Origin of the sequence: Paenibacillus sp. FSL E2-0178, from assembly GCF_038593005.1 — a bacterium.
In the GTDB taxonomy this organism is placed as follows: Bacteria; Bacillota; Bacilli; order Paenibacillales; family Paenibacillaceae; genus Paenibacillus_AQ; species Paenibacillus_AQ phytohabitans.
This window is the reverse complement of record NZ_CP151953.1, coordinates 3,035,683-3,052,440: the sequence shown is the minus strand read 5'-3', so window position 1 is coordinate 3,052,440 and position 16,758 is coordinate 3,035,683. Positions and strand designations below refer to the sequence as shown.

Genomic DNA, 16,758 nt, shown 5'->3' with positions numbered 1-16,758 from the left:
AATAGACTGCTTAAGAAACTCATTAGGAGGGATATTATGGCACAGCCGGTTACGAAAAAACAAGTCATGAAGCTGGTGGGTAAAAATATCGTTGCAGTAAAAAAAGACGGCTCCAAGCTGATGGGCAAGTTAATCCGTGTTTCGGGCAACCGTCTTGTTCTACAGCGTATCAGTGGTAAAAAAGTACAAACCAAAGCATTGATTCCACTTGTATTGTTTGATTTGCTGGCTATAGGTACGGCTCCATATGGCTATGGCGGTGGAGGCTATGGCTATGGCGGTGCCCCTTATGGAGGCGGTTATGGCTATGGCCCAGGGCCTGTTCCCGGTCCTTACGGCGGTTATGGTCCTGGTCCCGGTTATGGTGTTCCACCTATTGGATTCTTTTAAGCTGTAGAGCTGCCTGAGTTCATCAGATAAACTGTTTTTCAAGCTCATAACAGTAGTTTTGCGGTTGATAACGGGCTACGCTGTAGCCCAGTTTTTCATAAAAGGCAAGACCGGCTGTATTCCCGGTATCCACAGAGACCTTTGCCCGCCGGCATGCACGTGATAATGCAAACCGCTCCGCTCTATCCATCAGCATATTCCCGTAACGCCTACGCCTTGCATTAGGCGCAATGGCGAGCATATCGATATATAACAAATCTCCATGCAGCATAAAGTGTACGAACCCCAGCGGATCACTCTCATAGTCAGGACAAGCCACGAGAGTAACGCCTTGCCCCAGGCGGCGGGGCAGATCTTTTCTGACCTGATTGATAATCGTCTGTGGAAGATGGGATAGCGGGACAAGCTGCTTTTCAATCAAGTCAAAAATGACGGTGTCATCCTGCTTGGGTCTGCGGTAACGAATCATATAATGCCCCCTTTCCACGCATTGTCGTACATCATATGCCCTGCTTGGTGTGGGCGTTCCGGTAAGGGTAGAACAACATTTTGTGAAGAATTTAATATATATCCGCAAGATGGGTATTGACTTACCGTGTGAGGAAATCATATAATGTGTCTAAACATTTTAACGAACATACATGTATCGGCGATGAAGAGGACGAAGTTTTAAGGGCTCTTTTGTTCAGAGAGTGAGAGGAATTGCTGCAACCTCCACCAAAATCCCTTATATACGAGCTCACCTCGGAGCTGTTTCCCTGAAAGGTCCATCAGCAAGAGCGGTGGAATTATTAGGGGGAATCGTTTGGTCCGCGTTAGGGACTTCAGGTTACAGAGATTTGGGCCCTGCCTACATCGATGGATTTTTGTATCCTGATAAGGCATTTCATCGTGAGATGTAATGCAAACATGGGTGGTACCACGGAAGCTAAACCTTTCGTCCCTCACGCGCTTATTCTGCGCGTGGGAGGCGAGAGGTTTTTTTGTTGAATAGGGAGGATTTACAGCCTGTTCGTCAATATTAAATGTTGTATAAAAGACGTCCTGTCATTTGAATAATGAATGTGAACAATCGAAGGGAGGAATACTGATGAGCGCGCAATTACCGGAAGAAGTGCGGTCTATAGAGCAGTTACGTGAGAAATGGAAAAATCCTGAGGTGATTACAGGTTCCGAAGTCCTGCTGCGCAGTCTAGTACTGGAAGGTGTGGATACTGTATTCGGATATCCGGGCGGGGCTGTACTCTATATCTATGATGCTCTTTATGGATTCGATGATTTCAAACATATTCTGACACGCCATGAGCAGGGAGCGATTCATGCAGCTGACGGATATGCCAGAGCGAGCGGCAAAGCAGGCGTATGTATCGCCACTTCAGGCCCGGGGGCAACTAATCTGGTAACAGGAATTGCTACTGCATTCATGGACTCTGTTCCGCTGGTGGTAATCACCGGGAACGTATTCTCCAGCCTGATTGGCACAGATGCTTTTCAGGAAGCGGATATTACCGGTATAACGATGCCGATTACGAAGCACAGCTATCTGGTACGGGATGTTGAAGACCTGCCGCGAATTATTCATGAGGCCTTCCATATCGCGAATACGGGACGCAAGGGTCCGGTACTGATTGATATTCCGAAGGATGTATCTGCTGCTAAGACATTGTTCACGCCGGTTCAGCAGCAAGGCGTTAACCTTCGCGGCTACAACCCGCGCACTGTGCCAAACAAGCTTCAGCTTGATAAGCTGGTGAAGGCCATTGCTGCTGCAGAGCGTCCGATCATTATTGCAGGCGGCGGGGTCATTTACTCCGGAGCGCATGAAGCGATGTATGAATTCGTGAAGCTTACAGAAATTCCTATTACTACAACACTGCTGGGTCTGGGCTGTTATCCGAGTGCGGAGGATCTGTGGATGGGAATGCCGGGCATGCATGGTACCTATACAGCGAACAATGCGATTCAACAATGCGATCTGCTGATTAATATCGGTGCCCGGTTTGATGACCGTGTAACCGGTAAGCTGGATGGTTTCGCTCCCAAAGCCAAGATTGTTCATATCGACATCGATCCGGCGGAGATCGGCAAGAATGTATCGCCTGATATTCCAATCGTTGGCGATGTCAAAACCGTGCTGGAAATGCTGATTCCTGATGTTAAGCGGGCCGCGAATGCGGATGCCTGGAGAACGCAAATCGCCCAGTGGAAGCTGGATCAGCCGCTGCGTTATAAAGATTCAGAGTCAGAGCTGAAACCGCAATGGGTAATTCAAATGATTAATGACACCACTAAAGGCGAGGCAATTGTTACTACTGACGTAGGACAGCACCAGATGTGGGCTGCACAATATTACAAATTCAATCACCCGCGCGCATGGATTACTTCGGGTGGTCTTGGTACAATGGGCTTCGGCTTCCCTGCGGCAATCGGAGCGCAAATGGCACATCCGGAGCGGCTGGTAGTCTCCATTAATGGTGACGGCGGCATGCAGATGTGTTCACAGGAACTTGCGATTTGTGCTATTAATAAGATTCCGGTCAAAATCGTTGTAATCAACAATCAGGTACTGGGAATGGTCCGGCAATGGCAGAATCTCATCTATGAGAAGCGTTACAGCTATACCGATCTTGCCGGCAGTCCGGATTTTGTGAAATTGGCTGAAGCTTACGGAGTTAAGGGTCTGCGGGCTACGAATAAAGAGGAAGCCGGAGCTGCGTGGAAAGAAGCCCTGGAAACACCTGGACCCGTCCTGGTAGAATTCGTTGTCCCTAAAGACGAGAATGTCTACCCGATGGTAACCCAAGGGTCAACCATTGATCAAATGCTGATGGGGGATGAATAGCGGTGATGAGACATACGATTTCCGTGCTTGTAAATGACCAGCCAGGTGTGCTGCAGCGGGTATCCGGACTATTCGGCCGCCGGGGGTTCAATATTGAGAGTATAACTGTAGGCCAGTCTGAAGAGATTGGGCTGTCAAGGATGGTTATCGTTACTCTTGGAGACCAGCATACGCTTGAGCAGATTGAGAAGCAGCTCTACAAGCTGATCGATGTCATCAAGGTTATTGATCTTGGCTCCAAGCCCATGGTTGCCCGTGAGCTGGCGTTGATTAAGGTCAAGGCTGATCCGGCTGAACGGCCTGAGATTATGGGTGTTGTCGAAACCTTCCGGGCCTCGGTAGTGGATATCGGAACAACAAGCTTACTAGTACAGGTAGTTGGAGAGACCCAGAAAATTGATGCTATGATTGAGCTGCTGAAGCCTTATGGCATTAAGGAACTGTCACGAACAGGGGTAACGGCGATGATCCGCGGTAATGCGTGATCGTCACAATTTACAGCTTTAACGAATTACTGCTTGCTTGCATTAATTTATTAAGATATGGTTAGGCTTTCCCGCGAAAGAGCGGGGGCTTGAGGAGCACGCCAATGCATAGTTAAGGAAGCACCGCGCTCTTGAAGCACCCGCTCTTTACGATGGGTCCAAATTAAAGGAGGATATTGACAATGGCAGTTACAACGTACTATGAACAGGATGCAGAACTTAGCGTATTAAAAGGAAAGACAATTGCAGTAATCGGGTACGGAAGCCAAGGGCATGCTCAGGCACAGAACTTGCGTGACAGTGGACTTCAGGTTGTCATCGGCCTGCGTGAAGGCAAATCTTTTGAAACTGCCAAGAATGACGGTTTTGAAGTATTGTCTGTAGCAGAAGCAGTATCCCGTGCAGATGTAGTGCAGATTCTCATGCCGGACGAAACACAGGCATCCGTATATAAGAATGAAATTGAACCGAACCTGAAGAACGGCGCGGCTCTGATGTTCTCCCACGGCTTTAACGTACATTTTGGTCAAATCGTTGCTCCTAAGGATGCAGACGTGCTGCTGGTAGCACCTAAGTCCCCGGGCCACATGGTTCGCCGTACTTATGTTGAAGGCTTCGGAGTTCCCGGCCTGATCGCCATCGAACAGGACGCAACCGGTAATGCCAAGGCGATCGGACTAGCATATGCCAAAGGTATCGGCTGTACCCGTGCAGGAGTTATCGAAACTTCCTTCCGCGAAGAAACAGAAACAGATTTGTTCGGTGAACAAGCTGTACTCTGCGGCGGTGTATCTGCACTGATCAAAGCCGGATTCGAAACACTGACAGAAGCCGGTTATGCTCCTGAGATGGCTTACTTCGAGTGTCTGCATGAAATGAAATTGATCGTGGACCTGGTGTATGAAGGCGGACTTGCCACTATGCGCGATTCCATCAGTAACACAGCTGAATACGGTGATTATGTAACCGGACCACGCATCATCACGGATGAAACCAAAAAAGCAATGAAAGAAGTGCTGTCCGATATTCAACAAGGTAAATTCGCCCGCGACTTTATCCTTGAGAACCAATCCGGCCGTGCCTTCCTGACAGCTACCCGCCGCAACGAAGCCGCTCATCCGGTAGAAGTGGTAGGAAGCCAGCTGCGTGAAATGATGCACTGGATTAAGAAATAGGACATATACTTAAGACTACATGAACCATAGGTGATTCTCAGATGCGGCCGTAATTTTGCGAGCCGCATTTGGGGATTTATGGACAATTTGCAGGAGGTGCTCAGCATGCGGAAAATATATGTGTTCGACACGACGCTGCGTGACGGAGAGCAGTCACCGGGTGTGAACCTCAACACGCGCGAGAAGGTGGAAATCGCCTATCAGCTGGAGAAGCTGGGAATTGACCGGATGGAAGCCGGATTCCCTGCGGCATCGCCCGGAGATCTGGCTGCGGTTAACGCAGTGGCCAGAGCCGTGAAGAACGTCACTTTGATTGGCCTCTCCCGTTCCAGAGAGAGTGATATCGATGCGGTTAAGGAAGCGCTGCAGGGAGCACAGGATCCTTGTATTCATATTTTCCTTGCTACATCACCGATTCACCGCCAGCACAAGCTCCGTATGGATAAAGCACAGGTACTGGAAACTGCGCAGTCGGCTATCCGTTATGCCAAGAAATATTTCCCTAAGCTGGAGTTCTCTTTGGAGGATGCCGGCCGGACAGAACGTGACTTCATGGCTGAAATGGTGTCGATGGCGATCCGTGAAGGAGCCAATGTGGTGAACATCCCTGATACTGTGGGCTATTTGAATCCTTCGGAATACGGAGCGATTTTCAAATTCCTGAAGGATACGGTGCCGGATATCGAACGGGTACAGCTCAGTGCACATTGTCATAATGATCTGGGGATGGCTACCGCCAATACGCTTGCTGCCATTCAGAATGGTGCGGATCAGATCGAAGGCACCATTAACGGCATTGGCGAACGGGCAGGAAATACAGCTATTGAAGAGGTAGCGCTGGCGCTGGAGACCCGCAGCGAATTTTTTGACGCCAAAACTTCACTGGTCCTGTCGGAAATATCCCGTACCAGCCGCTTGGTCAGCAAGCTGACCGGGATGGTAGTGCCCGGGAATAAAGCCATCGTCGGGGCCAACGCCTTCGCGCATGAATCCGGTATTCATCAGGATGGCATGCTGAAGGAGAAAACCACCTACGAGATCATGACGCCTGAAACGATCGGACTCAAAGAGAGCAAGCTGGTGCTCGGCAAGCACTCCGGACGCCATGCCTTCCGCGACAAGCTCAGTGATCTGGGCTATGACGTCCCGGAGGAAGAGCTGAATGCCGCTTTTGCCAAGTTCAAGGATCTGGCGGACAAGAAGAAGGAAGTTTCGGATGAGGATATTCTGGCTCTTCTGGAAGAGAAGCTGATCGATACACCGGAGACCTTCAGTCTGCAGACAATATATGTGACTTATGGTAATGAAGCTACGCCAACGGCCAAAGTTATTATTAACGGGCAGGAGCCGCAGCCGATTGTGGCAGTTGCCGAGGGTAATGGTTCCGTAGACGCGATCTATAACGCCATTGATCAGGCTACTGGTGAGGAAGTCACCTTGGGCGACTATTCGATTAAGGCAGTCAGCAGAGGTAAAGACGCACAGGGTGAGGTTCATGTTGTGCTGTCCCAAGGCGAGATCGCAGCGCAGGGCCGCGGACTCAGTACCGATATCCTGGAAGCGAGTGCCAGAGCCTATCTGGATGCACTGAACAAGCTTATTGAGAAGCGTAAGACGCTGCTCCCGGCCGACCAAGCCAGCCTGTAAACGGTATATATAGAAGCTTTCCACTAAAGTAAAACCTGAGTTTAGGCCATTGGGCCAGCAGAACATTCTGCTGGCCCAATGGCTTTTTTGTTTTTCTTAGCGGGATTTGTGAGTTTATCAGCGGTTTGTCAGTGATTTATCAGTGACTTTAGTTACAATTTATCTTGTCATAATCACGCCTTTTGGCACTTTCTTTGTCAATACTAAGCGGTTTTTAGGAAATTGGAGTGAGAAATGGGGAAATTACTTAGCTGTTCAGAAATTGTTCATGTCACTGCTCTAATGTCTTATCTGATCATTCCGCGACTGAAGTAAGAACAAATTATACATATGAAAGAGGGAGAGGTCTTGAGATTAATGAAAAAGAAAAAATGGGCACTGGGGCTCGGAATAATACTGTTTGTAACATCATTCGCTAATGCAATGGGTTTCTTCACCAATGTAAATGCGGATGCAAATGATACTCAAATCACTGAAAACATTGTGAAAAGCGTGACATTATCAGTGTACGAAAGTGATGGCACACAGGTAACAGATACCGTATATAAGATCGATTCTACCATTAGGCTTGATTTAACCTATGAGCTTCCGGAGGATGAAGATAACAATCCGATCTATAAGGGGAATGCTACGTATACCTATAAGCTCCCTGATCAATTTCAAATTGACAAAGAAATGAAAGGGGCGCTGGTCTTCAGCGAGTCCCCGACTGGTGATGTTGGAACTTATACAGTAAAAACTGACAACACAGTTATTTTTAATTTCAACAACATTAGTGATTATTACTCACAAATTAAAGGTACCTTCTGGGTTCAACTCAAGCTCAGTCAAACTAAAACCACCGGCAGCACGGTACAGGTGCTTCCTTTCCCGATAGCCGGGAATGCTAATAACGAAATAACCATTCACATTAAACCTGCTAAGGGGGATATTATCACCAAATCAGGGATACCTCTGCCGCAAAAATATAATGCGAATAAGATTGAGTGGACGGTAGATATCAACACGCTTTTAAATAAACTCAGCGATGCAGCAATTACAGATCCGATGCTGGATGGCCAGGAGTTGGATCTCTCTTCGATCGCTGTGTATCCACTCGCGGTAAATATTAACGGAGATTTGACCCAGGGCAGCCAGCCGGTCAGCACGGGGCTTTACAGCACGGAAGGCAGTGACAGCACTCAATTAAATCTTAAATTTAATAATCCTATCAGCGAAGCTTACCGGGTGAAATTTACGGCGAAGCTTCCGGTTACGGAGCAGACTACCTATACTAACAAAGCCAAACTCACTGATAATGGTGCCAGCCAAGGCGAAGCAACCGGATCAGCCCAAATTCAACTGGGCCAGACCCTGGAGAAGATAGGCGGTTCATATAATTTGGCTGATGAGACCATTAACTGGGAAATCAGATATAATTACAATGAGAAAGCAATTACGGCAGATAAAGCTGTTCTGAAGGACTATTTTAATAAAACCCAAGATTTAATGGATGGTTCAATTGTTATTTACAAAATGAAGATCAGCTCGGACGGAACCGCTACGAATGACGGAACTTTAGTAAGGGATACGGATTATACTATAACCCCTTTAACTGACAGAGCTGATAATCAGAAAGGTTTCCAAATCAAATTTAATAATGATATACAATCCGCGTACCGGATTGTATACAAAACGAAAGCGGCCAGCCGTGTATACGATAAACAGACCATTACTAATGAGGTTAACTATAACGGGATAAAGAAAACGGCTGACGTTAATACCGCGCAGCAAATTTTGACTAAACAGAATGGTTATGATGTAGATTACGCGAATAAAACCGTAAAATGGACAATTAAAATCAATGAAGACAAGAAAACAATGACCGATCTGGTATTGACGGATACGTTTAATCTCGGTGGGCTGAAGCTAATGGGGGAGCCGGCTATTTCTCCTTCACTTACTAAGGGGACTGATTATGAACTAATCCCGGTTGGGACTAATACCTTCAGTAAAGATGACGGCTTTAAAATAAAATTCATAAAAGAAATCAATCAGGCTTATACCGTTACGTACACTACCAATTTTGATTTTTACAGCTTAACAAGCGGTACAGTTTTTGAAAATACTGCATCCATGGTCTGGGATGAGAATACATCAGGCGCACCGTATACCTCTAAAGGCAAATTCGATCCTGATACCAAAGTTAAGAATAACGGCATGAAGACAGGCAGCTACGATCTATTAAATAAAGAAATTACCTGGGAAGTTGGAGCGAACTATAACAAGAGAAGTCTGCCTGCAGGCACAATGTTAATTGACACGCTTCCGGCAAGCCAGCAAATGGTAGGGGCGGACCCTACTACTGACGTTAGCTCTGTTAAGTTATATGAGCTGAATTATAATAACACAGGGACTGCAGTAAAAGGAGACCCTATAACTACCGGCTACACTGCAAGTTTAACCGACGGCGGAAGAAAGCTTAAGGTTGAATTCTCAGGAGCAGTTAACTATGCCTTCTATGTTGTTTTCAAAACAAAGTTTGTTGGGGACGACATCAGTCTGGATAAAGTCATTAATACTGCCACGTTGTATAGAGCACCGAATAATGCGGCATCTAATGCTTTAACAGGGGACGCATCTGTTAAAAATGGCGGTCAATATATAGTGAAATCCGGAGCTGTGGATAGTTCTGATAATACGCTCGTAAACTGGCAATTGATCATTAATGCGAATCAGTCCAAGGTGAGCGGTGTACAGATTCTGGATACTCCAAGTACAAATCAGGTGCTGCTGCCGGATAGCTTCAAGCTCTTTACAACTACAATCAAGCCAAATGGCGATGTGACCCCAACTTCTACCACGCTGGAAAAGGGGAAAGACTATACACTCGATATCATTACAGACTCCAGTGGTAATGACAGCTTTAAGCTGGTGTTTATAAACCCTATTGCTGAACCTTATGTGCTCAATTATCAATCTGCTATTACTGCGGTAGGAACAGTAAACGTAACTAATTCCGTAGCTTTCAGCGGAACGGGTTATACGCAGGTAAATAAATCGACCTCAACCAACGACAGCGTTTGGATTAGTGAGAGCGGGGGCACGGGCAGCGGGATTAGAGGCGCGCTCAAGCTGACCAAAATGAATACGGACAGTACAAAAACTCTGTCCGGAGCCCAGTTCTCCTTGCAGCGTAAAGTAGGTGCGGATTTGGTTACTGTTCCAGGGACATTCTCAAGCAATGCGAATGGTGTAATTGAATTCCCGAATTTGATGCTTGGTAAATATGTCCTGAAGGAAACCAAGGCACCAACAGGTTATATACTCGATACTACAGCGCGTCTGGTTACCATCAATTCAACAACAGCCGTTCCATTGACTGTAACGAATGATCCTTACGGCTCGCTTAAGCTGATCAAAGTGGATAAAGATGATGCGACCAAGAAGCTTACAGGTGCAAAGTTTGAGTTGTTTAATTCCAGCAAAGTTTCATTGAATAAATTTGCCACTACCAATACTAACGGCGAAGCTATATTCGCTAATTTGAAATTCGGAGATTATTTCATTAAAGAAGTAACAGCTCCGTATGGATATGATCTGGATAGTACGATGTTGAGTGTAAAAATTGACTCCGAAGTACAGAAGGTGCTGGAGCCTATCAAGAATACAGCAACTATAGGATCACTTAAGATCATCAAGGTAGATGCCGTCTCCGGAAAGAAGCTGGAAGGAGCCAAGTTTGAGCTGAACAATACCAGCGGTGTTCAGGTTGCAGCAGCAACTACGAATGCCAGTGGTGAGATCATTTTCCCGAATTTGAAGGTTGCAACATATAAACTGGAGGAAGTCAAAGCTCCGGCCGGGTATGATCTGGATGGGACAATACGTGATATTTCAATTACCTCAAAGGATCAGCAGACGCTGCAGGTAACAAATACAACAACCTTGGGGTCACTCAAGTTTATAAAGGTGGATGCAGCTGATGCCACTAAGAAGCTTGAGGGAGCAAAGTTTGGACTTTATAATATCAGCAATGTTCTGGTTAAAGAGGCTACTTCTAATAGTAATGGTGAAGTCATATTTACTAATCTGAATCTTGGAACTTACACTCTGAAGGAAACCGTACCACCAACCGGGTATGAACTGGATGGGACGGTGCGTGATGTCAAGATTGATTCCAAGACACAGCTTGTTCTGAATGCAATACCCAATAAAGCATCTATGGGCTCACTCAAGTTCGTTAAGGTAGATGCGGCTGACGGGACAAAGAAGCTCTCAGGAGCAAAGTTCGATTTGTATAACGCAAGCAACAATGCTTTTGTTGCCTCAGCTATTACCGAAGAAAATGGTGAAGTTGTATTCGGTGACTTAAAGTTCGGAAATTACAAGCTGGTGGAAGTTATTGCTCCAACCGGATATGATTTAGATGGAACAGTGCGTACTATCAAGATTGATTCAAAGGATCAGCTGGTGCTGGACCCAATTAAGAACACCAAAACCTTGGGCTCACTCAAGATAAGTAAGGTAGATTATAATAATGTGAATAAGAAGCTTGCCGGAGCAGAGTTCAGACTCACGAATACCAGCACAAATGTGGCGGTAACGCGTGTTACGAATAACGATGGTGAAATTGAATTCACAGATCTGAATCTTGGGGACTATACCCTGGTGGAAACCAAGGCCCCCTACGGATATGATTTGGATGCAAGGGTACGCAATGTCAAGATTACTTCGAAGGATCAGCTTGTTCTGACCCCGATTGCGAATATAGAAACCATCGGCTCAATTAAGTTCGTTAAGGTCGATGCAACTGACGGGACGAAGAAGCTTGAAGGAGCTGTATTCAAGCTCACGAATTCCAGCAAGGTTGTGGTAGGAACAAAGACTACCAATGCCAGCGGTGAAATTGTATTCGATAATTTGAAGGTCGGAGTCTATACCCTGGAGGAGACGACGGCTCCAGCCGGATATGACTTGGATGGAACACCACAGAATATTACGATTGATTCTAATGTACAGAAGGTACTGGACCCGATTAAGAACCAGGAGACCCTGGGTTCGCTCAAGCTAGTTAAGGTAGACGGCGCTGATGACACGAAAAAGCTTGCCGGAGCAGAGTTCAAGCTCACGAATTCCAGCAAGATTGTGGTAGCAACGAAGACTACCAATGCGAACGGTGAAATTGTGTTCGATGATTTGAAGCTGGGTACGTACACGCTGGAAGAAACAAAGGCTCCGGCCGGCTATGAATTGGATTCAACGCCGAAGGATGTCACAATCAGCGGGAAGGCCCAGCAGGTGCTGGCTCCGATTAAGAACGTGGAAACCCTGGGTTCGCTCAAGCTCATCAAGGTAGACGCTGCTGACGCGACGAAAAAGCTTGCCGGAGCAGAGTTCAAGCTCACGAATTCCAGCAAGAATGTTGTAGCAACGAAAACTACCAATGCGAACGGTGAAATTGTATTCGATGATTTGAAGCTGGGTACGTACACGCTGGAGGAAACAAAGGCACCAGCCGGGTATGAATTAGATTCAACGCCGAAGGATGTCACAATCACTGTGAAAGCCCAGCAGGTACTGGCTCCAATTACAAACCAGGAAACCCTGGGTTCGCTCAAGCTAGTCAAGGTAGACGGCGCTGACGCGACGAAAAAGCTTGCCGGAGCAGAGTTCAAGCTCACGAATTCCAGCAAGAATGTTGTAGCAACGAAAACTACCAATGCGAACGGTGAAATTGTGTTCGATGATTTGAAGCTGGGTACGTACACACTGGAAGAAACAAAGGCACCAGCCGGGTATGAATTAGATTCAACGCCGAAGGATGTCACAATCACTGTGAAAGCCCAGCAGGTACTGGCTCCAATTACAAACCAGGAAACCCTGGGTTCGCTCAAGCTAGTCAAGGTAGACGGCGCTGACGCGACGAAAAAGCTTGCCGGAGCAGAGTTCAAGCTCACGAATTCCAGCAAGAATGTTGTAGCAACGAAAACTACCAATGCGAACGGTGAAATTGTGTTCGATGATTTGAAGCTGGGTACGTACACGCTGGATGAAACAAAGGCACCAGCCGGGTATGAATTAGATTCAACGCCGAAGGATGTCACAATCACTGTGAAAGCCCAGCAGGTACTGGCTCCAATTACAAACCAGGAAACCTTAGGTTCGCTCAAGCTAGTCAAGGTAGACGCTGCTGACGCGACGAAAAAGCTTTCCGGAGCAGAGTTCAAGCTCACGAATTCCAGCAAGATTGTGGTTGCAACGAAGACAACCAACGCTAACGGTGAAATTGTGTTCGATGATTTGAAGCTGGGTACGTACACGCTGGAAGAAACAAAGGCTCCGGCCGGCTATGAATTGGATTCAACGCCGAAGGATGTCACAATCAGCGGGAAGGCACAGCAAGTGCTGGCTCCGATTAAGAACGTGGAAACCCTGGGTTCACTCAAACTCATCAAGGTAGACGCTGCTGACGCGACGAAAAAGCTTGCCGGAGCAGAGTTCAAGCTCACGAATTCCAGCAAGAATGTTGTAGCAACGAAAACTACCAATGCGAACGGTGAAATTGTATTCGATGATTTGAAGCTGGGTACGTACACACTGGAAGAAACAAAGGCTCCAGCGGGATATGACCTAGATCCAACGGAGCGCACTATTACGATTAGTTCGAAGGTACAGCAGGTATTAGCACCAATCACAAACCAAGAGACCTTGGGTTCAATCAAGCTCGTTAAGATCGCCGAAGGTAACGCAGCGAGAAAGCTTGCCGGAGCAGAGTTCAAGCTTTATGATTCCAGCAAGAGCGTAGTGGCAACGGGGATTACCAACGTGAATGGTGAGATTGAATTTAAGGATTTGAAGCTTGGTGTATACACACTGCAGGAAACCGTGGCTCCAACCGGCTATTATTTGGATTCAACGGAGCGCAGCATCATCATTGATTCGAAGGTACAAAAGGTGCTGGCCCCAATTACGAATAAAGACATACCGGCACCGACAGGAGCTCCCGGAACGAACCCGGTAGTTACTCCAACACCTACTCCGGTTAGTACGGTAACGCCAGGTGTAACTAGTACACCAGGTCCTTCCGCAACAGGAGTACCTGGCGTGACGTTTACACCGGGACCTACACCAATAGCGACCTTAAGTCCTACTGCACCTGCAGTAAGCAGCGCACCGACACCACAGGCTACGTCAGCAACGACTGTTGAGGATATTCCAATCGATGGGGAAATTCCGCTGGGCGGCATTCCAAGCATTAGTGTGGAACCGTCACATGGTACAGTAGTCATTACACCAGACGGCAAATGGACTTATACTCCTGATCCGGGATATACAGGCAAGGATAAGTTCACCATTACTGTAACGGATGAAGACGGCAATGATCAGGATATCATTATTGAGGTGGGTGTTGACGAGGTGCCGACAGGTACGGTAACTGATACAACCTCCGGTGAAGATGGCCTGCCTGGAGATCTCCCTAAGACAGGGGAAGAAAGTCCGCTTCCATTGTATCTGATGGGTGGGGGACTGATCGTTCTGGGGATTATCCTGGCACGGAGATTCAAGACACGCAATAAACCGGAGTAATAAGTGACAGCATAAACAAGATTACATTGGTATACAGACAACCCGCCCGAAGCAAATGCTACGGGCGGGTTGTCTTGTTCTTATATTCAGCAGAAGAATAAGATTGATTCACAGACTTCTGAAATTATGCTGTTTCCATTCCTCGTACCAGCGGGTTATATTTGCCGGCAGGCCGATTCCCAGTTCCCCGTTCCAAAGAGCTGTCATCGTGTTATATTGCTCCTCGACCCCTGAGCGTTCACCGATGATATCATACGTTTTCATAAGTCCGAAATATCCCTGTTCGAAATAAGGCTGAAGATGGACAATACGCTGATATATCGTAACAGCCTCCGGGAGTTTGCTGGTCTCTATATAGAACGCTGCCAGACTCAGCGCATGATGCAGCCAGATCGTCCGGAGCCGCTGACGTTCACTCTCAGCCCACAAATAATCGTAGTCGGCCAAATAATCACCAGTGTAGAAATCCAGCAGACGCTGATGCTCTTGAATATTGCCAGCGCTGACCGGCTCCAGAGTAAGAAGGCCTTTCTCCCATTCGTAGCTGTCAATTAAAGCGCCCCCGGTCTCCAGGGTGTACCCTTCTCCGCCGCTGACATTATTGATGGGGAGATCGATTTCTCCCTGCTTCAAGCACTGTCTTACCTGATAAATGGTAGTGTACAGGTGGGTTGAGGCTTTTTTGAGATTGAAATCAGGCCACAGGAGATCGATCAGGCTGTCCTTGCTGACAAACCGGTTACGGTTATGAAAAAGATAAGCAAACAGCTCCTGGGCTTTCGAGGTACGCCAGCGAATATTGCTTAGCGGCTGTCCGCCGCGCTCGAAACGCAGGGACTGGAGGCTGCGGATCATGATTTGATGATCTGTAATTTTATTGTCGGGCTCCAGCTCGATCCGTTCCTCCAGCCGCTGAATAGTCTTCACCAGCCTGCTTCTGCTTACCGGCTTCAATACATAATCAAGTGCGTTTAGCTCAAAAGCATCTACAGCGTAGTTATTGTATGCAGTCACAAATATGATTTTGGCACGGGGGCAAAGATTCTGCAGGATTTCACCAGCTTGAACTCCATTCATCTCGGGCATATCAATATCCAGGAAAATAACTTCCGGGTCCAGCTCCGGTGCTGCTTTTACCGCTTCATAAGGGTCTGTAAAGGCGGCAAGGATCTGTACTGACGTTAATTCTTCAAGCATGAGCTGAAGTTTTATAAGTGCAAGACGTTCATCATCCACTAGCATAGCTCGAATCATTTCTGTCCACCGCTTTCCTTATCTTTATCGCTGAAACGGATAACATCCTCTTAAGGAGGAGGAGCCGTTTCTATTTGTATGCTGCCTAGCCATGATGATAAATGAATTCGACAAGAAAAAGGAATTCCCTTTCTGTAGAGGATAAGCCCCATGTAGGATATAGTAAAGTAAAATAGGCTTCAAAAATTATTTTTTTAATAATTTCGCATGTCCTGCAGGGGGATCAGCCTGCCCGGCGTCTAACGTTATGTAACTGAAGGAGGGGAGAATTACTTGGAAGAGACGGAGTGGATTACTGCTGTGCTCAGCGGAGAGCATCAGGCCTTCGGGCACCTGGTGACACGTTATCAGGGCATGGTATACAGTGTGTGCATCAAAATCACAGGAGAAGCCGAGTCGGCCAAGGATATGGCCCAGGAAGTCTTCATCAAGGCCTATAAGGCTCTTCCCTCCTTCAGAGGACAGTCTTCATTCTCCACATGGCTGTACCGGATTGCTTACCGGACCTGTCTGGACTGGAAACGGGCCAATGACCGGGAATGGCGGCACCGGAGCACTGCGGACTACACGGAGAATGATTGGGTGACTTCGCAAACGCCTGAGCAGGCGGCACTCCGCAAGGAAGCCTCCCAGGAGCTCGGTGAGAATTTGAACAGTCTGACAGAGCCGTACCGGTCGGTTGTGCAGCTGTACTATTTTCAGCGACACTCGTATCAGGAGATTGCCGATCAGAAAGGGATTTCGGTCAAAACGGTTGAATCGCAGCTGTATCGGGCCAGACAGATGATGCGCAAAAGCGGGGAGGAATGGCGATGAATTGTGCAACAGTAAAAGAATGGATGCCGCATTATATCGATGGCCAGCTGCCGCCTGAGGCGCAGCAGACAATCCGCCTGCATGCCGAGTCCTGTCCCGACTGCGCGCAATGGCTGGAAGAGGCACGCGGTCTCGCGGCGCTGTGGAATGAGATGGAAGCCGGGCTGGACGGCCTTGGCCAGGAAGCAATGCAGCCTATGGACTTCCCTGATCTTACAGCGGATGTGATGGCTAAGATTGACCGTATGGAGAATGGCCGCAGGGAACGGGTGATTAAAGCAACGATGTCCAGACGGCGTACCGCCCCGGGAACCTCCTGGATGCATTATGGCGTTGCCGTGGGGCTGACTTTTCTCCTGCTGCAGTTCGGTGTGTTTGAACACCTTGCCTACGGCATTACCGAAATTAATGGGCAAATGTCCACTTCAGTCAGCGCCTGGTTCGGCCCTCAAGGCAAATAATCCAACAATCAGCAGGGGCTATTCCGGCAAATTCATACTAATTAAAACCTGCGTACGATAGAAGCAGCTTTGCTGCAAGAAGATTTCGAAGAAGCGGATGTTCCGCAAAACTTTTAGGA

General features: G+C 47.5%; 10 protein-coding genes. 8 read left to right on the top strand and 2 right to left on the bottom strand.

Features of this window, described 5'->3' with window-relative positions:
- Positions 1-36: 36 nt before the first annotated feature.
- On the top strand, positions 37-390 hold the full coding sequence (locus tag MHI42_RS13235) for a hypothetical protein (protein WP_342424089.1): 354 nt from the start codon (positions 37-39) through the stop codon (positions 388-390).
- A 22-nt stretch (positions 391-412) separates the two neighbouring features.
- On the opposite strand, the gene MHI42_RS13230 is transcribed toward MHI42_RS13235, so the two are convergent.
- The gene (locus tag MHI42_RS13230; RefSeq protein WP_039301506.1) at positions 413-859 is read right to left on the bottom strand and encodes a GNAT family N-acetyltransferase; all 447 of its coding nucleotides are present in this window, start codon (positions 857-859) and stop codon (positions 413-415) included.
- Positions 860-1,480: 621 nt separating this feature from the next.
- Here MHI42_RS13230 and ilvB point away from each other — a divergent pair.
- The 5 genes from ilvB (at position 1,481) to MHI42_RS13205 (ending at position 14,108) form a co-directional block, all read left to right on the top strand.
- Entirely contained in the window at positions 1,481-3,232 is a 1,752-nt protein-coding gene (gene ilvB, locus MHI42_RS13225) for a biosynthetic-type acetolactate synthase large subunit (RefSeq protein WP_342424088.1), read from the top strand.
- 5 nt (positions 3,233-3,237) lie between these two features.
- On the top strand, positions 3,238-3,717 hold the full coding sequence (gene ilvN / locus MHI42_RS13220; protein ID WP_039301592.1) for an acetolactate synthase small subunit: 480 nt from the start codon (positions 3,238-3,240) through the stop codon (positions 3,715-3,717).
- Positions 3,718-3,899: 182 nt separating this feature from the next.
- Complete coding sequence (gene ilvC / locus MHI42_RS13215) at positions 3,900-4,892, top strand: ketol-acid reductoisomerase (protein ID WP_039301500.1); 993 nt, start codon at positions 3,900-3,902, stop codon at positions 4,890-4,892.
- A gap of 105 nt (positions 4,893-4,997) precedes the next feature.
- Positions 4,998-6,539 carry a 2-isopropylmalate synthase gene (locus tag MHI42_RS13210; RefSeq protein ID WP_039301498.1) on the top strand — a complete coding sequence of 514 codons (1,542 nt, stop codon included), beginning with the start codon at positions 4,998-5,000 and terminating at the stop codon, positions 6,537-6,539.
- A gap of 483 nt (positions 6,540-7,022) precedes the next feature.
- Entirely contained in the window at positions 7,023-14,108 is a 7,086-nt protein-coding gene (locus MHI42_RS13205) for a SpaA isopeptide-forming pilin-related protein (RefSeq protein WP_342424087.1), read from the top strand.
- A gap of 108 nt (positions 14,109-14,216) precedes the next feature.
- On the opposite strand, the gene MHI42_RS13200 is transcribed toward MHI42_RS13205, so the two are convergent.
- Positions 14,217-15,362, bottom strand: coding sequence for a response regulator (locus tag MHI42_RS13200; RefSeq protein ID WP_342424086.1), 1,146 nt, complete (start codon positions 15,360-15,362; stop codon positions 14,217-14,219).
- A gap of 273 nt (positions 15,363-15,635) precedes the next feature.
- Here MHI42_RS13200 and MHI42_RS13195 point away from each other — a divergent pair, with 273 nt between their 5' ends.
- A complete protein-coding gene (locus MHI42_RS13195; protein WP_042134488.1) occupies positions 15,636-16,178 on the top strand; it encodes an RNA polymerase sigma factor in 543 nt (180 codons plus the stop codon).
- Positions 16,175-16,639 carry a zf-HC2 domain-containing protein gene (locus MHI42_RS13190; RefSeq protein ID WP_042134489.1) on the top strand — a complete coding sequence of 155 codons (465 nt, stop codon included), beginning with the start codon at positions 16,175-16,177 and terminating at the stop codon, positions 16,637-16,639. The genes MHI42_RS13195 and MHI42_RS13190 overlap by 4 nt, the downstream gene beginning before the upstream one ends.
- Positions 16,640-16,758 lie beyond the last annotated feature (119 nt).